Origin of the sequence: Mesorhizobium sp. M8A.F.Ca.ET.207.01.1.1 (assembly GCF_004794715.1) — a bacterium.
In the GTDB taxonomy this organism is placed as follows: domain Bacteria; phylum Pseudomonadota; class Alphaproteobacteria; order Rhizobiales; family Rhizobiaceae; genus Mesorhizobium.
In genome coordinates this window covers 93525-112217 of sequence record NZ_SRUS01000002.1, presented here as the reverse complement: position 1 = coordinate 112217, position 18693 = coordinate 93525, and the positions used below count along the sequence as shown (strand labels likewise).

19 protein-coding genes are annotated in these 18693 nt (G+C 64.2%); 13 read left to right on the top strand and 6 right to left on the bottom strand.

The window, feature by feature from the left end; all coding sequences use genetic code 11:
• Nucleotides 1-114 precede the first annotated feature (114 nt).
• On the bottom strand, nt 115-966 hold the full coding sequence (locus EN850_RS05405) for a YihY/virulence factor BrkB family protein (protein ID WP_127277868.1): 852 nt from the start codon (nt 964-966) through the stop codon (nt 115-117).
• A gap of 58 nt (nt 967-1024) precedes the next feature.
• Here EN850_RS05405 and EN850_RS05400 point away from each other — a divergent pair, with 58 nt between their 5' ends.
• From EN850_RS05400 to EN850_RS05370, 7 genes are all read left to right on the top strand, one after another.
• Nucleotides 1025-1891, top strand: a complete 867-nt coding sequence (locus tag EN850_RS05400; protein WP_127872240.1) for an SDR family oxidoreductase — start codon at nt 1025-1027, stop codon at nt 1889-1891.
• Nucleotides 1892-1918: 27 nt separating this feature from the next.
• Entirely contained in the window at nt 1919-2110 is a 192-nt protein-coding gene (locus EN850_RS05395; protein WP_136090788.1) for a twin transmembrane helix small protein, read from the top strand.
• An 18-nt stretch (nt 2111-2128) separates the two neighbouring features.
• A complete protein-coding gene (locus EN850_RS05390; protein ID WP_127277871.1) occupies nt 2129-2710 on the top strand; it encodes a cob(I)yrinic acid a,c-diamide adenosyltransferase in 582 nt (193 codons plus the stop codon).
• 33 nt (nt 2711-2743) lie between these two features.
• Nucleotides 2744-3544, top strand: a complete 801-nt coding sequence (locus tag EN850_RS05385) for a rhomboid family intramembrane serine protease (RefSeq protein WP_135929433.1) — start codon at nt 2744-2746, stop codon at nt 3542-3544.
• A gap of 213 nt (nt 3545-3757) precedes the next feature.
• A complete protein-coding gene (locus EN850_RS05380; protein WP_127277873.1) occupies nt 3758-4507 on the top strand; it encodes an electron transfer flavoprotein subunit beta/FixA family protein in 750 nt (249 codons plus the stop codon).
• 24 nt (nt 4508-4531) lie between these two features.
• Complete coding sequence (locus EN850_RS05375; protein WP_136090787.1) at nt 4532-5461, top strand: electron transfer flavoprotein subunit alpha/FixB family protein; 930 nt, start codon at nt 4532-4534, stop codon at nt 5459-5461.
• A gap of 209 nt (nt 5462-5670) precedes the next feature.
• A complete protein-coding gene (locus tag EN850_RS05370) occupies nt 5671-6549 on the top strand; it encodes a 3-hydroxybutyryl-CoA dehydrogenase (protein ID WP_013892834.1) in 879 nt (292 codons plus the stop codon).
• Between the two features lie 9 nt (nt 6550-6558).
• On the opposite strand, the gene EN850_RS05365 is transcribed toward EN850_RS05370, so the two are convergent.
• The 3 genes from EN850_RS05365 to EN850_RS05355 form a co-directional block, all read right to left on the bottom strand.
• The gene (locus tag EN850_RS05365) at nt 6559-8538 is read right to left on the bottom strand and encodes a PAS domain S-box protein (RefSeq protein WP_136090786.1); all 1980 of its coding nucleotides are present in this window, start codon (nt 8536-8538) and stop codon (nt 6559-6561) included.
• A gap of 166 nt (nt 8539-8704) precedes the next feature.
• Nucleotides 8705-9343, bottom strand: a complete 639-nt coding sequence (locus EN850_RS05360) for an NrsF family protein (RefSeq protein ID WP_136090785.1) — start codon at nt 9341-9343, stop codon at nt 8705-8707.
• A 1-nt stretch (nt 9344) separates the two neighbouring features.
• On the bottom strand, nt 9345-9896 hold the full coding sequence (locus EN850_RS05355) for a sigma-70 family RNA polymerase sigma factor (RefSeq protein WP_127280286.1): 552 nt from the start codon (nt 9894-9896) through the stop codon (nt 9345-9347).
• Nucleotides 9897-10123: 227 nt separating this feature from the next.
• On the opposite strand from EN850_RS05355, the gene EN850_RS36265 reads away from it, so the two are divergent.
• The 6 genes from EN850_RS36265 (at nt 10124) to EN850_RS05330 (ending at nt 16707) form a co-directional block, all read left to right on the top strand.
• Complete coding sequence (locus EN850_RS36265; protein WP_189522246.1) at nt 10124-10261, top strand: hypothetical protein; 138 nt, start codon at nt 10124-10126, stop codon at nt 10259-10261.
• Between the two features lie 74 nt (nt 10262-10335).
• A complete protein-coding gene (locus tag EN850_RS05350; RefSeq protein WP_136090784.1) occupies nt 10336-11385 on the top strand; it encodes a hypothetical protein in 1050 nt (349 codons plus the stop codon).
• A 9-nt stretch (nt 11386-11394) separates the two neighbouring features.
• The gene (locus EN850_RS05345; RefSeq protein WP_136090783.1) at nt 11395-12747 is read left to right on the top strand and encodes a hypothetical protein; all 1353 of its coding nucleotides are present in this window, start codon (nt 11395-11397) and stop codon (nt 12745-12747) included.
• A 120-nt stretch (nt 12748-12867) separates the two neighbouring features.
• On the top strand, nt 12868-13875 hold the full coding sequence (locus EN850_RS05340) for an iron ABC transporter substrate-binding protein (RefSeq protein WP_136090782.1): 1008 nt from the start codon (nt 12868-12870) through the stop codon (nt 13873-13875).
• 172 nt (nt 13876-14047) lie between these two features.
• Nucleotides 14048-15628 (top strand): iron ABC transporter permease, encoded by a 1581-nt coding sequence (locus EN850_RS05335; protein WP_189591007.1) that lies wholly within the window; start codon nt 14048-14050, stop codon nt 15626-15628.
• Nucleotides 15625-16707 (top strand): ABC transporter ATP-binding protein, encoded by a 1083-nt coding sequence (locus EN850_RS05330; protein WP_136090780.1) that lies wholly within the window; start codon nt 15625-15627, stop codon nt 16705-16707. The genes EN850_RS05335 and EN850_RS05330 overlap by 4 nt, the downstream gene beginning before the upstream one ends.
• Nucleotides 16708-16749: 42 nt before the next feature.
• On the opposite strand, the gene EN850_RS05325 is transcribed toward EN850_RS05330, so the two are convergent.
• Nucleotides 16750-17559, bottom strand: a complete 810-nt coding sequence (locus tag EN850_RS05325; protein ID WP_136090779.1) for a phosphodiesterase — start codon at nt 17557-17559, stop codon at nt 16750-16752.
• A gap of 29 nt (nt 17560-17588) precedes the next feature.
• Nucleotides 17589-18689 carry a sn-glycerol-3-phosphate import ATP-binding protein UgpC gene (locus EN850_RS05320; protein ID WP_136090778.1) on the bottom strand — a complete coding sequence of 367 codons (1101 nt, stop codon included), beginning with the start codon at nt 18687-18689 and terminating at the stop codon, nt 17589-17591.
• Nucleotides 18690-18693: the final 4 nt, after the last annotated feature.

The window sequence follows — 18693 nt, the reverse complement described above, 5'->3', positions numbered from 1 at the left end:
GAATTGAAGAAGAAGTGCACGGCGCCGGATATGGCGCCTTTTTCTCCAATTCCTCAGTTCTTCAACTCCTCAATTCCTCATTCCTTCAATTCCTCCGTTCTTCAATTCCGCCGGTCAACCCACCCGGGCACGCGCCTCCAGATAGCGGCTGATCGCGGCGTTGAGCTCGCCGCCGAGGATGAAGATCGCCGAGACGATGTAGAGGAAAACCACCGCGATCATGATCGAGGCGAGACCGGCATAGGTCGTCACATAGGACGAGAAATGGTCGAGATAGGTGGCAAACATCGTCGAGCCGATAAGCCATGCCGCCAGCGTGAAGATGATGCCCGGCACCAGCGAGACGAAACGGCGCTTGCCGGCCGGCAGCCAGTAGTGAACGGCGAAAAGCCCGCCGATGATGACGGTCGAGGCAATGACGTAACGCCACAGCGTGATCGTGCCCGTATAGGGTTTGATCCACTCGAAATGGGCTTCAGCCAGCCGCGCCAACAGGGGCGCGAACACCAGAAGCACGCTGATCGCCAGGAACCCGGCGGTCGCGATCAGCACGAAGAAGATGCTCTGCACCCGGCGGTAGATGATGCCGCGCGTCTCGGTGACCCGATAAGCGCGATTGAGCGACGTGCGCAGCGCCTCGATGCCGTTCGAGGCGAAATAGGCGGCAAGCAGCACGCCATAGGTCAACAGGTCGCTGCGCCTGACGGTCAGCACGTTGAGCACTTCATGCGCGATCGGTTTGGCGATCTGCTCGGGCCACGTGTCGAAGACCAGATGCACCGCCGTGTCGGCAAAGGCCTGGGCGCCGAGGAAGCTGCCCAGCGTCGTGGCGAAGATCAGGAACGGAAACAGCGCCATCAGCGAGGTGATCGCCAGATGGCTGGCCATCGCCCAGCCGTCATCGGTGTTGAAATGGCCGAGCGCGTCGTAGAGCACGCGACGCAGGGCGACAATATTCCGCAGCAAGAACGCGCGCTCCCTTCGATTGTCTCGACGCCGCGAATATGGGAAGGGAATGCGGCAAATGGCAACCCTTCGTCAAACTCCGAATTCTCCAGCGGCAGAGTTGCGCACCATCATCGTCACCGGTGCGTCTTCCGGCATAGGCGCCTATTGCGCCCGCGCATTGAAGGCCGAGGGCTGGCGGGTGTTCGCGACGGCGCGCAAGCCGCAAGACATCGCCGCGCTCGAAGCGGACGGAATTGAGGCTTTCTATCTCGACTACACGGAACCGGGATCCATCGCCGCCCTGGCATCGGCCGTACTCGAGCGCACCGGCGGCAAGCTCGATGCCCTGTTCAACAACGGCGCTTACGCCCAGGCCGGCGCCGTCGAGGATCTGTCCGTTGCGGCGCTCAAAGAGCAGTTCGAGGCCAATTTCTTCGGCTGGCACGACCTGACCCGCCGTCTGGTTCCGGTGATGCGCCGCCAGGGCCACGGCCGCCTCGTCCATTGCTCGTCGATCCTGGGTCTCGTGCCGGTGCGCTTCCGTGGCGCCTATTCGGCATCCAAGCACGCCTTGGAAGCCTTGATGCTCTGCCAGCGCCAGGAACTAACCGGCAGCGGCATCCATGTCTCGCTGATCGAGCCGGGGCCGGTGAAATCGAAGATCGCCAGCAATGGCTTGCCCTGGTTCCTCAGGAATATCGATCACGAGAATTCCGTGCATCGCGCCGACTATGCCGCGCAGCTGGAGCGCATGCGCGCCGGCGGCAGCCAATCGGCCCTGAAGCCCGGGCCGGAAGTGGTCCACAAGGCGCTTCGCCATGCACTTCTGTCGCGGCACCCGCGCCCACACTATGTGGTAACAATGTCGGCCAGGATCGGGGCCGTGCTCAAACGCATCCTGCCGGCCCCAATGCTCCACCGCCTGCTTGCCAGGCGCGCCTGAACAAGCAGAGAACTGGAAACGCAAAAAATGGCCACCGTCTTCAACATCCTTGCCATTCTGGTCATGGCCGCCGTGGTGGTCGTGCTGATCAGGGGCCTCATCAACATGATGCGCGGCGGCTCCGGCGTGACGTCCAACAAGCTGATGCAGGTCCGCGTTCTGCTGCAGGCCGTGGCGCTGGCGCTGATCCTGCTGGCCGTGTATTTCACCCGCAAGTAAGGGCCTTTCGGAGGCGATGTGGTCAAGCTCAACAAGATCTACACCCGCACCGGAGACGACGGCACAACCGGCCTCGGCACGGGCGAGCGGCGGCTGAAATCCGATCTCCGGGTGGACGCCTATGGCACGGTAGACGAAGCCAATGCCTGTATCGGCATGGCCCGCGTGCATACCGCACAGAGCCATCAGGCGATCGACGCCATGCTTGGCCGCATCCAGAACGACCTTTTCGACCTCGGCGCCGACCTCGCCGTGCCTGATGACGGCAAGCCGCTCGGCTACGAGCCGCTGCGCATCGTTGCCGCCCAGACCGACCGTGTCGAGCACGACATCGACCTTCTCAACAAAGACCTCCAGCCGCTGAAATCCTTCGTGCTGAACGGCGGCACGCCGGCGGCGGCCGCCCTCCATCTCGCCCGCACCGTGGCCAGGCGAGCCGAGCGGCTGATGGTGGCCCTGGCGCAGGACCCGGCCGAACACGTCAATCGCGACGGGCTGAAGTACATCAACCGCGTCTCGGATTTCCTGTTTGTCGCCGCTCGGGTGGTCAATGACAATGGAAATGCCGACGTGCTATGGGTTCCCGGCAAGAACCGCTGAAACGGACCGGAGGGCGGGAGGGGCCGACGACCGATGTTCATCCCGCTTTACGACACCAACAGGCTGCGCCATATCAGGCTGCAATATGTAACGATCGGGCTGATCGTCGCCAACGCCGTGATCTATTGCGCCACGGCGCTCGGCGGCAAGGACTTCACCAATGCCGCCGTGCTTGGCCTCGGCTTCATCCCCTCCGTCGTTCACGACACGGCCGAACTCGACCCCCGCTTTGTCATCATCCCCGAGAGCCTGAGCTACCTCACCTACTCCTTCCTGCACGCCGACATTTTCCATCTCGGCGGCAACATGCTGTTCCTTTGGGTGTTCGGCGACAATGTCGAGGACGCGCTCGGCCATATCAGATACCTGATCTTCTATTTCCTGTGCGCCATCGCCGGAGCCGCTTTCCAGGGGCTCATCGCCTGGGATTCACAAGTGCCGCTGATCGGCGCCTCGGGCGCCATTGCCGGCGTGGTCGTCGCCTACCTGATCCTCTATCCCAGGGTGAAGGTGTGGGTGCTTGCCTTTGCCCGCATCCCTTTGCGCATTCCAGCCTTCATCCCGCTCATACTGTGGGTGGCGTTCCAGGTCGTCATGTTCGCGGCCGGCGGCGAGGATCGGATCTCCTGGGCCTGCCACATCGGCGGCATCATTGCCGGCGCGGTCCTGGTGCTGGTCCTGCGCAGCCGCGGCGTGCCGCTATTTGCCCCCGCCGACGAGGATGCCGTGGTTCCGACCCCCGAACAGCCGCCGGTCGTTGGCGAACCAGCGACGCCCCAAACGTCCGCCACCACGGCGCGCTGGGGCCGGGGAAACCCTTCTGGCCCAAACTGAACCGATTTGAGCAGCTTCCAGCGTATTGACGGCAAGGGTCGCCACAATTACGGAAACGTCTCCGTCGCAGCCCAAGGCGGGCAAAGACCAGAATTTCCATCCGGCCAGAATTCCGTCTGGCCGGAATTCAGTCAGGAATGTCGGCTTTCGACAACTCAGAAAGGGCGCAGGCTGCTATAGCGCGCCCAACTAGCGTGAAGAGGTGACAGGCAAATGAAGATCCTTGTGCCCGTGAAGCGGGTTGTGGACGCGAATGTGAAGGTTCGCGTGAAGGCCGATGGTTCGGCTGTGGAACTCGCCAACGTCAAGATGGCGATGAACCCGTTCGACGAGATCGCGGTCGAGGAAGCGATCCGGATCAAGGAAGCCGGCAAGGCCGAGGAGATCATCGTCGTGTCGATCGGCCCGCAGCAGGCGCAGGAAACACTGCGCACCGCGCTCGCCATGGGCGCCGACCGCGCCATCCTGGTCAAGACCGACGAGCAGACCGAGCCGCTCGGTGTCGCCAAGGTGCTGAAGGGCGTGGTCGATGCGGAGAAGCCAGGCCTTGTCATTCTCGGCAAGCAGGCGATCGACGACGATTCCAACCAGACCGGCCAGATGCTGGCCGCCCTGCTTGGCTGGGCCCAGGGCACCTTCGCGTCCAAGGTCGTGCTCGAGGGTGACCATGCCAAGGTGACGCGCGAAGTCGACGGCGGCTTGCAGACGGTGGAGCTGAAGATGCCGGTGATCGTCACCGCCGACCTTCGCCTCAACCAGCCGCGCTATGCCTCGCTGCCCAACATCATGAAGGCCAAGAAGAAGCCGCTGGACGAGAAGAGCCCGGCCGACTACGGCGCCGACGTCAAGCCGCGCCTGAAGGTCATCAAGACCGAGGAGCCGGGTGGCCGCAAGGCCGGCGTCAAGGTCAAGAGCGTCGCCGAACTGGTCGACAAGCTCAAGAACGAAGCCGGCGTTTTGTAAGCGATCGGGAAAGGAACAGATAAAATGGCAATTCTCCTCATCGCCGAACACGACAACGCCACCCTTTCCGACCAGACCGCCAAGGCGCTTTCGGCCGCCCTGCAAATCGGCTCGGACGTTCATGTGCTGGTGGCCGGCAAAGGCGCCAAGGCCGCTGCCGATGCAGCCGCGAAACTGAAGGGCGTCGGCAAGGTGCTGCTCGCCGAGGCCGACGAACTCGCCGAGCGCCTGGCCGAGCCGACGGCGGCACTGGTCGTCTCGCTGGCTGGCGCTTACGACACGATCATCGCGCCGGCGACGTCCGCTGGCAAGAACATCGCGCCGCGCGTCGCCGCCCTGCTCGATGTTGCGCAGGTCTCCGAAATCATCGAAGTGGTGTCGCCTGACACTTTCAAGCGGCCGATCTATGCCGGCAACGCCATCCAGACGGTACAGTCGACCGATGCCAAGAAGGTCATCACCGTGCGCACCGCTTCCTTCCAGGCGGCACCCGAGGGTGGTTCTGCTTCGGTCGAGACGGTTCATGCGCCGGCCAATCCCGGCCTCTCGACCTTCGTCGAGAACAAGCTGTCGGAGACCGATCGTCCGGAGCTGACCTCGGCCAAGATCATCATCTCGGGCGGCCGCGCGCTCGGTTCCTCGGAAAAATTCCAGGAAGTCATCCTGCCGGTCGCCGACAAGCTCGGCGCCGCCGTCGGCGCTTCCCGCGCCGCCGTCGATGCAGGCTATGCGCCGAACGACTGGCAGGTCGGCCAGACCGGCAAGGTGGTCGCCCCCGATCTCTACATTGCGGTCGGCATCTCCGGCGCCATTCAGCACCTCGCCGGCATGAAGGATAGCAAGGTCATCGTCGCCATCAACAAGGACGAGGAAGCGCCGATCTTCCAGGTTGCCGACTACGGCCTCGTCGGCGATCTCTTCGTCATCCTGCCGGAGTTGCAGAAGGCGCTTTGACGCTTCCGCGCAACCGTATTAAATTACGAGGGGTGGGGTAGACGAAGTCGCCCCACCCTTTTAGTTTGCACCGCACAATAAGCAGGCCACAAGGCTGAGAGCAATTCCAGCGGCAGTGCGCAGGGGTTTTTGCGCCGGGAATTGCGGGAAAACAAAGAGATGGGGCGGTTCGCGATTGTGGCGAAAAACGCTCCGGACGGGATCGGGTAATGAGCAAGATCGAGACGATCGGCATCATTGGTGCGGGCCAGATGGGCGGCGGCATCGCCCACGTCTCCGCGCTTTCGGGCTACAAGGTGCTGATCTACGATATATCGCCCGACCGTATCGAGAAGGGCATCGCCACCATCAGCGGCAACATGGCCCGTCAGGTGGGGTCCGGCAAGCTCGACGAGAAACTCCGCAACCAGGCCATGGCACGCATCGCGTCGGCACCGGCGATGGCCGATCTTGCCGGCGCCGATCTGGTGATCGAGGCAGCGACCGAGGACGAAACCGTCAAGCGCAAGATCTATGCGCAGCTCTGCCCGCAGCTCAACCCCGAAGCGATCCTGGCGACCAACACCTCGTCGATTTCGATCACAAGGCTAGCCGCGCAGACCGACCGGCCGGAGCGCTTCATCGGCATTCATTTCATGAACCCGGTTCCGCTGATGAAGCTGGTCGAACTGGTGCGCGGTATCGCCACCGAGGACCAGACCTTCGAGGCGGCGAAGACCTATGTGAAGCAGCTCGACAAGACGATCACGGTCTCGGAGGATTTCCCGGCCTTCATCGTCAACCGCATCCTTCTGCCGATGATCAACGAGGCGATCTACACCCTCTATGAGGGCGTCGGATCGGTCGATGCCATCGACACCGCCATGCGGCTCGGCGCCAACCATCCGATGGGACCACTGCAGCTTGCCGATTTCATCGGTCTCGACACCTGCCTGTCGATCATGCAGGTGCTGCATGACGGCCTGTCGGATTCGAAGTACCGCCCCTGCCCGCTGCTGGTCAAATATGTCGAGGCCGGCTGGCTCGGCCGCAAGACCGGACGCGGCTTCTACGACTATCGCGGCGAGCACCCCGTTCCGACACGCTGACGCGTCCGCTCACGAGGCCGCGGCGAGCGGCTTGGGCGGTTCTGACCTGTCGTCGCCGATCTTGCCGTCCGGCGCCACGGAAACGCATCCGCGGCCGGCTGCCTTGGCCGCATAGCAGGCGGCGTCGGCCCTTGCGATGATCTCGTCGACTTCGCCGCAATTGGCGCAGATCGCCGTCAGCCCGATGCTGGCGCCGATCGCGTGCGGCCGGCCATCCCAGGTGAAGTTCAGGCCGGCTATCGCATCGATGATGGAGCGCGCCGCGATCCTCGCGCCGGGTGCGGAACCCGACTTCAGGATGACAGCGAATTCGTCGCCGCCCAGGCGCGCGACGATGTCTTCAGGACCAAGCACGCCGCGCACCGCCTCGGCGACCCGCTTCAGCAGGGCGTCTCCCGCCGCGTGACCGCCCGTGTCGTTGACCAGCTTGAAATGGTCAAGGTCGATGAACATGAACTGATGGTGGCCCCCAGCCGTCGTGCCGTCCTTGCGTGCCTGATCGACCAGTCCCTCCATGGCGCGGATGAAGCTCGAGCGGTTGGCAAGCCCGGTCAGCGCATCATGGGCGGCGGCATGGGCAAGCTGGCGCTGCAGGGCGCGCGCATCGGTGAAATCCTGGAAGACGATCACCAGACCGCCGAATTCGTTGCGTTCGTTGATGATCGGCGACACGACCTGGCGGATGCTGCAGCGTGTGTCGTCGCGACGGATGAGGACCGCGCGGCTGTTCTGGTCGGAGCGCGCCTCTTCGCCTGTCGCCGGCCGCGTCATGCCGATCCTGTGGCCCGTCTCCTCGTCGACAGCCCAGTAGACATGGCTCAGAGTCTTGCCCAGCGCGTCGTCGCTGGAAACGCCGGTCAGCTTTTCGGCCACCGGATTCATGAAGGTGACGCGGTTCGCGGCATCGGTGCAGATGACCGCATCGCCGATCGATTGCAGCGTCACCTTAAGCCGCTCCTTCTCGTCGGCCAGCATCGCCGCCGCGACGATGAGCCGTTCTTCGGCCTGCTTGCGCAAGGTGATGTCGGTCAAGCTGCCGATCGCTCTGACCAGTTGTCCGTCGGCATCGCGCTCGATTGCCTTGCCACGGTCGAGGATCCAGATCCAGCGGCCGTCCTTGTGGCGCATCCTGAACTCGGCCTCGAAGAATTCCGTCTGGCCGTCGAGATGGGCGCGATCGGCCTCCGCGACCGTGGCGCGGTCGTCGGGATGGATCATCGTCAGCCAGCGGTCGGGGTCGCCATCGAGCTCGCCATCCCCATAGCCCAGCATCTTGACCCAGGTGGCGGAATAGGTCGTGCCCCCCTTGCGCATGTCGAAATCCCAGACACCTTGACCGGCGCCGGCGAGCGCGAAGTTCCAGCGCGTTTCGGCCTCGGTGATGCGCGCTTCGGCCTGCTTGCGCGCGTCGATATCCTCGATCTGCGAGACGAGATAAAGCGGGCACCCACTCCTCCCATCGCGAATGACGGAGCCGGCAAGATTAGCCCAGACGGGTGTACCGTCCTTCTTGAGATAACGCTTCTCGAAGTGGAAAGTATCGACGGTGCCCGCCCTCAGGCCGGCCATCGTTTCGAGTCCGATCTGCAGATCGTCGGGATGCGTGATCTGGAAGAAGGTCAACGCCTCGATTTCCTCGCGGCTGTAGCCAAGCATGGTGGCGAAGGCGGGGTTGGTCTGGAGAATACGCCCGTCGAGGCTGACGATGGCGATGCCGATGGCCGAGTCCTCCATGGCCCGGCGGAACCGCTGCTCGCTCTCCGTGATCTGCCGTCGATCCTCCGAGATTCGACCGATGAACAGATAGGCCAGGAAAAGCGCGCAGACCGTCACGGCGACCGATATTTGAAGGCAAAGTCTGAGTGCTTCCGCGCCGAGGTCCAGCCTTGACGGCACAAGCGAGGCGGCCACCACGGCAAGACCGGCCACAAGCAGCGCCAGCGCCGCATGCTTGTACCGTCCCGGCCCGATGATACTTCGCAATGTCACGATTTATGCCACCCCCGTGGGCAATCGCTTTTTTTCCATCGAAACCCTGAAGGATCGATTTTAAGGAAAGGTTGCGTCCGGGGCATCGGCGATATGGACAACCGGCAAACAATTGCCGGCATGATTAAGGATCGGTATTCACGGGGGTATGGGCGCGAGTATCCCGCTACCAGCGCACGAAAAACCGCCCGCCGAGCGCGCCGAGCAAGGCAAGGGCCGCGATGGCGATCGTGTACCAGGTGGCAACGAAAAGCGGCGAGTCGTCGAAGCAGTGCGCCGCATAGAAAGTCGCCGCCAGCCCGCCGGCAAGCAGCCCCGCGACCGCGCCGGCAAACACCGGCCGTGTCGGCGCGCCATAGCGCAGCATCCACAGGAAGATGGCCAGCGGACCGATGCCGATCAGCGGGATGAAGGTCATGCAGATCATCATGTTCGAACCGATCATGCGCGTGCCCCACAGCGCCTGCGGTACCATGAAGAGCTCCAGCACCACGGCCACCGCGACCAGCAGCGGCGCGGCGATCATCGCCGCCATTGCCCGGCCTGTCGCCGCACCCGGAGTCGACAGGGCTCGGATCAGGGCGAAGGCGCTGATGGCGAGCACGATGGTGAAAACAAACTTGGACAGGAAGCGCATCGTGTGCGCGGCAACCATGAAGTCGGGGCGCGGCCCGATCGTCATCATGAAAACAGCGGCCGCGACGACGACGGCCGCGCCGGCCGCCAGCCACCAGGCCAGGCGCAACGGCATCGCCTTGCTGCGGGCATCGGCGTCGAGCGCCTTGATGAGATCGTCGGTCTTCATGTCATTCCCGTCCGAACCGCCCCTGTCCGAATCGCTTGGCTATGGCGGCAAGTCCCCGATGCAGCGATACACGCACCGCCGTCTCGCTGATGCCGAACTTCGCCGCCGTCTCGCCGATCGAGCGACCCTCCACGGACACGGCCGAAACCACGGAACGCTGTGCCGGCGGCAGGCCGTCGAGCGCCCGGTTGATGTCGCGTTCGCTGACCGTATCGGTCTCCGGCTCGGCAAAAGTCTCGGCGATGTCGTCGACATCGATCTCGATGCGCCGACCGCGCCGCCGGAACGCGTCGATCAGCTTGAAACGGGCAATCGCATAGACCCAGGGCAGGACCGGCGCGTCCTGGCGCCAGGTGTGTCGCTTCACATGAATTGCCAGCAAGGTTTCCTGCACGACGTCCTCGGGATCGACCCCGCCCTGCACGATCTTGCGCCTGACAAAGCCGCGGATGAGCGCGGCAATCCGGTGGAGAAAGTCGGCATAGGCCTTTTCATCTCCCGCGATCGCGGCCCGCATCAGCCGGGAAAGCTCGGCCTCGTCTTTGCCGCTCACAAGAGTTCACTCCCCGATCTTCGCGCCTCGGCACTGGTTTGTTACGTGGCCGGCGAAATAATGTCCAAGCCAAACTACGGGCAAATCACGAAAGTTTGCGGGATGGTCCGCGAAATTCCCGGATGGGTTCTCTGGTTTCCAGTCCAGGGGCGAGGACAGCACGGACCAAGCTTTGTTGACGTAGGGTAAACCCTTCTGTAGCGTCAAAGGATCGGAGGGCGGCCGAAATGGATTTCATTGAACGCATTTTTGGATTTTCTCCGGACAATGGCTCGGGAACTTTCGAGGGCAGCCTTGTCATTGCGGCCATGGTCCTTGTCGCCGCCATCTACTTCTACCGAAGGCAGAGATCACTGAAGAAATAGCCGCTGGAAAATCGGCGGGACACGTCCGCCAGGAAAACATTGCCGTTGCGTCCTCTCAGCGTGGGAAACACGACATGGCAGGATCTCTGGTCAACCACATCAGAACCGCGGCCCTGCTGTTGTTCGCCGCCGAATTCTGGAAGCGTCTTGCCGCCGGGCTGAAAGCGCTGTTTGCGACCATTCGCATGCTGCTGTGCCGGCTGGCCAAGGGCCAGCGGCTGCCAAGCCCGGCGCAGAACGATTGCTGTATCCAGCTACCGCCCGACATCTACAAGCGCGCCGATCCTCTTCTTTATGCCCAGTACTATCTGATGGCGCAGGGCCTCGCGGTCACCTGGGACAATCCCGACATCGACATTTTCGACGGCGCTGCGCCAGTCACCGGCGCGCTCCAGCCAGCACACACATATCGCGTTCGCGTGCGTGTCTGGAACGGGTCCTATGACGCGCCGGCCGTCGGCGTCGGAGTGGCGCTGTCCTACCTGTCCTTCGGCGCACAGACCGTTTCCCGTCCGATTGCCAACACCGCCGTCAATCTCGGGGCCAAGGGCACGATCGACTGCCCTGCCTATGCCGAGTTCAGTTGGACCACGCCCGCCACCGGCGGCCACTACTGCCTGCAGGCACAGCTCTCCTGGGGCGATGACGCCAACCCCGGCAACAACCTAGGCCAGAAGAACGTCAACATTGCCGAGATGCGCTCACCGGCAAGGTTCGTCTTCAGCGTCCGCAACGAGGCCTCGGTCGTCCGGCGTTTCCAGATCGAGGCGGACTGCTACGGCCTGCCGAAGCTGCAGCCATGTACCCCGCCACGCGGCCAAGGTCGGGGCGAGAGTACGGACACCCCGCAGCCGCGGCTCGCCGAGAGCAAGGCACGCTGGGCCAGGGCCCTGGAGGAACAGGCCTATGGCCGGTTTCCCATCCCGGACGACTGGTCGGTCAGGATCGTTCCAAGAACGCTTTCACTGCAGCCGCGCCAGATCACCGAGATCGCCGTCGAGATCGAAGCGAAGGACGCCGCCTTCCGTGGCTCGAAGACCTTCAATGTCCATGTGTTCACGATCGGCGAAAGCGGATCGCGCACCATGACCGGCGGCGTGACGCTCACCGCCACGAAAGGCTGAGGCGCTCCGATGGCCTACAAGCACTATACGAGCTGCTTTCTCTATCCCGCCGGTGGCAAGCCCTACAACGAGGACGACCGGCTGGCTTTCCTCGCCGGCCAGGCGCTGCAGATCATCGTCATCACCGGGCTGGCAGCCGCCTTCGGGTTGCTGCTGGGGCCGGTCGGTGCGGCACTTGCCGCGGCAATCGCATTTCTGGCGTCCGCCACCGCCACGATCGACAAGGCCGCCGGGGAATGGCTCAACCATCGCCTGGTCTGCCTCGACAAGGACAATCCGAAATGCGCGGTCGGCATCGTCTCCTACAATCCGTTCCGCAGCGATCTCGGCGCCTTCGACAACGACCAGTATTTCGACGTCATCCTGATGCCGCATCCGACGGCCGAGATCCTCAACGCCGAGACCAACGAGGCGGCTTTGGCGGCCGCCAATCGCTACAATGCCGACGGCAGCGTCGTCGCGGAATTCGCCGCCAGTATCGCGGCCCATCCGGCCAACGACATTCTCAATGACGGCTTTCAGGGTCATGAGCTGCTGTTGCCGCGCGATGATCTTGAGACCGACCTCGGCTACGCACCCACCGACGACCATGCCCGCTGGGGCCTGCACTGCGAGGCCGAGGGCGACTTCTGGATCAAGATGCGCCAATGGGCGCCGGCCATCGTCATCCTGCTGACGGCGGCTCTGGTCGTCACGGCGGCCGCGGCGGCCGCCGGCGCCGGTGTCGGGGCGGCCGTCGGCTGCGCCATAGGGTCGTTTTTCCTGGGTGCGCTGGGCTGCGCCATCGGCTCGTTCCTGGGAGGATTGCTCGGGGCGGCCATTGGCGGCGCGATCGGCGGCGCGGCGTCCTACTTCGGCGGGGTCAAGCCGGTCCTGCAGGGGCTGTTCAACTGGAACCCCGGCAATGTCGAGGACGCCAATGTCGGCGACAAGGCGCTCGGCCCCATCAGGATGGGCGATCATGTCGCCGTCCTCGGCGAACATGTCTATGACGGCTATCACCAGGGCTGGCACGAGTTTCATCCGCTGATGGCGGTGGTCAAATTCGATGCGGCCGCGGGTGTCGACGCAAAACACTATCTTCAGTGGAACCCGGACTTTCCCGACATGGGCACAGTCCCGCCCAAACCGCCGGGCGAGGCCACCGACCTCACCGCGCAGGATATGCGTGACGGGCTTGGCAGCACGGCATTCAGGACACGCTGCGAGAACCTGCGCAGAACCTGGTGCGCCATGCTGAACGACGCGTTCGATCCGGAGACCAAACGAACACAGCAGGGCCTGGATCAGCGCTGGACCATTCATCCCATGGTCGATGGCTGCATTCCGCAGGAGCAGCCACCGGCACCGCATATCGGGTGATGTCAAATGCGTCCGACACGCGAAACCGTGATGATGCCGATTGGCTTTCAATCTTGACTAACCCATTCATGAATTGATACTCGGACGCACCCGCAGTGCGGGCAACCCGAGGAGTACCTTATGAAATCCCCCCTTCTTGCCCTGGCCAGCGTAGCGGTGCTTGCAATCAGCCTGGCCGCCGGTCCGGCAACGGCCGAAGATGCCGGCATCATCGTCTATAATGCCCAGCATGAAAGCCTGACCAAGGAATGGGCCGAAGGGTTCACCAAGGAAACCGGCATCAAGGTCACCTTGCGAAACGGCGGCGACAGCGACTTCTCCAACCAGATCGTCTCCGAAGGCGCCGCCTCGCCCGCCGACGTGTTTTTGACGGAGAATTCGCCGGCCATGGCGCTGGTGGAGAATGCCGGCCTGTTCGCGCCGGTCGGCGCCGACACGCTGGCTCAGGTCCCGCGGGACTATCAGGCGGCCAGCGGCAAATGGGTGGGCGTGGCCGCGCGCAGCACCGTTTTTGCCTACAACACGACCAAGCTCAAGGCTGATCAGTTGCCCAAGTCGATGCTCGATCTCGCCGATCCAAGCTGGAAAGGCCGCTGGGCGGCATCGCCTTCCGGCGCCGATTTCCAGGCCATCGTCAGCGCGCTGCTGCAGCTCAAGGGCGAGGCCGCCACGGCCGGCTGGCTGAAGGCGATGAAGGAGAACTTCACCGCCTACAAGGGCAACAGCACGGTGATGAAGGCGGTCAATGCCGGCGAGATCGAAGGCGGCGTGATCTACCACTATTACTACTTTGGCGATCAGGCCAAGACCGGCGAGAACTCCAAGAACGTCGCGCTGCACTATTTCAAGAACCAGGATCCGGGCGCTTTCGTGTCGGTTTCCGGCGGCGGCGTGCTGGCTTCGAGCAAGCACCAGAAGGAAGCCCAGGCCTTCCTGAAATGGGTGACCGGCCAGGGTGGCCAGGACGTGCTGAAGAAAGGAACCTCCTTCGAATATGCGGTCGGCAAGGGCGCCCAGTCCAGTCCGAAGCTGGTACCCCTGGCCGACCTACAGGCGCCGAAGGTCGACGCCACGACGCTCAACTCCAAGAAGGTCACCGACCTGATGACGGCAGCCGGCTTGCTTTAGTTGGCGTTCGTCCTAATAAGAACGCCGGACCGTGCTCCCGCGGACTCTCTTTCCGCGGGAGCGTTTTGTTTTTCGAGATTGCATTCGTCGATGACGACACGTTGCCTATCCGACCGCGACCGTGGTCCTTCAATTGCCGCCGCCGGGCGGCAATGGCGAGGCGTGTGAGCTGATGCAGTCCGCGGTCCATCTCGCGCGCCCGGGCCTGCCGCCCAAGATGCGCCGGCGGGCGCAACGGCGGGCGGCGCCCTGGCTTGTCGGCGCCGCCATATCTGTCTCCCTGCTGGCGCTGCTGCCGCTCGCTTTCATCATTTGGATCGCGGTTCAGACGGGCTGGGAGACCGTCTCGGCACTGATCTTCAGGCCGCGTGTCGGGGAACTGCTGGTCAACACCGGCCTGCTGGTGCTGCTGACCGTACCGATCGCCATCACCTTGTCGGTGACGCTGGCCTGGCTGACCGAACGCAGCGACCTGCCGGGTGCCCGGCTCTGGGCCTGGCTCTGCGTGGCGCCGCTAGCCATCCCCGCTTTCGTCCACTCCTATGCCTGGATCACCATGGTGCCGGGGCTGCACGGGCTGTGGGCAGGCGTGCTGGTGTCCGTCATCGCCTATTTTCCCTTCCTTTACCTGCCGGTATCGGCGGCGCTGCGCCGCCTCGATCCCGCCCTGGAGGACGCGGCGGCGGCACTTGGCCTCGGACCCTGGCGCGTGTTCTGGCGTGTCGTGTTGCCGCAGCTCAGGTTGGCGATTTGCGGCGGCTCGCTGCTGGTCGGGCTGCATCTGCTGGCCGAATATGGCCTCTACGTCTTCATCCGCTTCGACACCTTCACGACCGCGATCGTCGACCAGTTCCAGTCGACCTTCAATGGCCCGGCCGCCAACATGCTGGCCGGCGTGCTGGTGACCTGCTGTTTCGTGCTGCTCGGCCTCGAAGTGCTGGTGCGCGGCGAGGAACGTTATGCCCGTGTCGGCTCTGGCGCGGCGCGGTATCAGCAACGCATCGGCCTAGGCCGCGCCACCATCCCGAGCCTTGCCTTGCTCGTCGTCACCACGCTGCTGGCGCTTGGAGTGCCGTTCGTCACCATCGGGCGCTGGCTCCTCGCCGGCGGCGCCGATGTCTGGCGTCTCGACGAAATTGGACTGGCGCTCGGCCAGACGCTGTTCCTGTCCCTTGCCGGGGCGCTGCTTGCCACTGTCGCGGCGATGCCGATGGCCTGGATCTCGATCCGCGCGCCGGGACCGCTGCAGCGCCTTCTGGAGGGATGCAATTACATTGTCGGCTCGCTGCCGGGTGTCGTCATTGCGCTGGCGCTGGTCACCATCACCGTGAGCATCGCCCTGCCGCTCTACCAGACCCTGTTCACCATCCTGGTCGCATATGCCTTGATGTTCCTGCCGCGTGCCCTGGTCAGCCTGCGCGCGTCGATCGCCCAGGCGCCGGTCGAGCTCGAGCGCGCCGCGTCGAGCCTCGGCCGGCGGCCCCTCAACGCGCTGTGGTCGACGACAATCCGCCTGTCGGCGCCGGGTGCGGCTGCCGGCATGGCGCTGGTGGCGCTCGGCATCATGAACGAATTGACCGCGACCCAGATGCTGGCGCCGAACGGCACCCGCACGCTGGCGATGGCGTTCTGGTCCTACAGCAGCGAGATCGATTACGCCTCGGCCGCTCCTTACGCCTTCATCATGGTGGCGATGTCGCTGCCCCTGACCTGGCTGCTCTATGTCCAGTCGAAGCGGATGGCCGGACGATGAGCTTTCTTGAACTCCGCAATCTGCACAAGCATTACGGCCCGGTCGCTGCACTGGCCGGCGTCGACCTGAACGTCGCCAGCGGCAGCCGCACGGCGATCGTAGGACCTTCCGGCTGCGGCAAGACGACCTTGCTGCGGCTGATCGCCGGCTTCGAGGCGCCCGATCAGGGCCGCATCGTGCTCGACGGGCAGGTGCTGGCCAATGGCGGCGCCGCCGTTCCGGCGCATCGCCGCGGCATCGGCGTGGTGGCGCAGGACGGCGCCCTGTTCCCGCATCTGACCATCTCGGACAATATCGGCTTCGGTATGGGACGGGACGATGACAAGCGCGCCGAGCGCATCGTCGAACTTGCCTATATCGTTGGACTGGACAAGGCGATCCTGAAACGCCGCCCGCACGAGCTCTCCGGCGGTCAGCAGCAGCGCGTGGCGCTGGCCCGCGCCATGGCGATGAAGCCGCGGCTGATGCTGCTCGACGAGCCGTTCTCGGCCCTCGACACCGGCCTGCGCGCCTCGATGCGCAAGGCCGTGGCCGAACTTCTGGAGGCGGCCGGCATCACCACCATCCTGGTGACGCACGACCAGGCCGAGGCGCTGTCCTTCGCCAGCCAGGTGGCGGTGATGCGCGATGGAAAATTTTCCCAGGTCGGCACGCCGCGCGAACTTTATCTCAAGCCGAAGGACAGGATGATCGCCGAGTTCCTCGGCGATGCCATCATCCTGCCGGCCAGCGTCTCGGGCGGCTTCGCCAGCTCCCCGCTCGGCCGCATCGCGGTCGATACGCCGGACAGCCGCGATATCGTCCGCATCATGCTGCGGCCGGAACAGATCGGGCTGAAACGCACCTCGCGCGAGGGCATGTCGGGCACATCGGACATGCTGTTCGGCGAGGTGACGGAATCGGAGTTCGCCGGCTCGACATGCACGGTCGCGGTGCGGCTCCTGAACAATTCCGATCCGCCGGACGCCGCCGCCATCGGCAGCACGCCGCTGATCCTGCGCAAATCCGGCATGGACGCTCCGGCGGTCGGCGAGATCGTACGACTGACCATATCGGGCAAGGCGCATGTCTTCGCTTGAGAGCGACGGCTGAAGGCGCTGAACCCCAGCGAAGTGGCCAGCTCACGCCGTGATGCGTTCGCCGGTTTCCGCTGAATAAATCGGCCATTGCTCGAGAAAATCGCAACCGTGCACCACCACGCACTGGTTGGCGCTGTCGACGAGGATGACGGCGTAGGACGGCGGCGCCTGTTCGACGATCTCGCTCGATCGGTCGAGGGCAAGCTCGAACCGGGCATGTAGGCCGCGCTGCGCCGAGAACGGAATGCCGGCAACGGTGCCGGCCATGTCGCGATGGACATGGCCGAAGAAGATGTGGCGAACGTTGCCATGGCCCCGCAGCAGGCCGAGCAACCGCTCGGGCTGTTCGAGCGCCAGCGGATCGAGCTGCGGCAGGCCGAGCGCGACCGGCGGATGATGCAGGAAGACGTAGGCTGGCCTGCCGCCGGATTGTCCCAGCCGGGCTTCGAGCCAGGCGAGCCGGCTGTCGCACAGTTCGCCTTCTATGCGTCCTTCCGCCAGGCAGTCGAGAAACAACAGCACCTCGTTGCCGGTATCGTGGACCGACTGCACGAAGCCGTTTTCGTCGACCGGAATTTCGGGAAACGCGGCCACGAGATTGGCCCGCCGGTCATGGTTGCCCGGCAGCAGCCTGTACGGCATCGACAGCGTGCCAAGCGCAACGCGCAGATCGGCATAGCTCTGCGGCGCACCGGTCTCCGTCAAGTCGCCGGTGAAGACGCAAAGCGCGGCGTCGGGGTGATGCGCATTGATGTGCGCGATGCACCGATCCAGCCGCTGATGCAGGTCCGCCCCATAGCGGCGCTCACCTCGCCGGCCAAGATGCACGTCGGTGACCTGGATGATTTTCATGCGCGTCTCTTGGCTGAGCGTTTGGGAAATCAAAGCGCCGGCTCGGGCACGGAAGCCTTGAAGACATCGAGACGGGTCCCTGTCTCCGACGAGAAGAAGTGCATGTCGTCCGGCGAGATCTTTAGCCCGACGGTGCTACCGGGTTCGGGATGAACGGCCTCCGAGGTCATCACCGAAAACGGCGCGCCGTCGAGGTCGACATAGATCACCCGCCCCGCACCCAGTTCCTCGACCAGGTCGACAGTCGCATCGAGCGCGCCCGGCGTTCCCGGCGCCACCAGCCGGACGGCTTCCGGCCGGATGCCCATCGCCACCTTCGTACCGACCGGCAGGCCGGCGCGAGCCATGCCCAGGCGCCGGCTGCCGCCGAGCAGCGACAGCCCGTCGAGTTCGACAGTCCCCTCAAGGATGTTCATGGCCGGCGCACCGACGAAAGTGGCGACGAAGCGGCTGGCCGGGCGGGTGTAGATTTCACCTGGCGTGCCGACCTGCTCGACGCGTCCGCCATTCATCACCACCAGCCGGTCGGCCAGCGTCATCGCCTCGACCTGGTCGTGGGTGACGAAGACGGAGGTGGCGTTCAGCCGGCGATGCAGTTTGCGGATTTCCGAGCGCATCTGCACGCGCAGCTTGGCATCGAGATTGGACAGCGGTTCGTCGAACAGGAAGACTTTCGGTTCGCGGATCATGGCCCGGCCCATGGCGACGCGCTGCCTCTGACCGCCCGAAAGCGCCATCGGCTTGCGGTCGAGCAGATGCTCGAGCTCAAGCGTGCGGGCCACCGCCTGGATCCGCTGGTTGCGCTCGGCCGCGGGAACACCTGATACCTTCAGCGAATAGCCGATGTTCTGCGCCACGCTCATATGCGGATAGAGTGCGTAGTTCTGGAACACCATGGCGCAGCCGCGCTCACGCGGCTCGAGCTTGTTGACCACCGTGCCGTCGATGGCGATCGTGCCGTCGGAAATCTCCTCCAGCCCGGCGATCATCCTGAGCAGCGTGGACTTGCCACAGCCGGACGGGCCGAGGATGACGACGAACTCGCCCGATGCGAAGTCGAGGTCGACGCCATGCACGACCTGCGTCTTGGCATAGTTCTTCTTGACGCCGCGTATTGCGATGGAGGCCATCTTT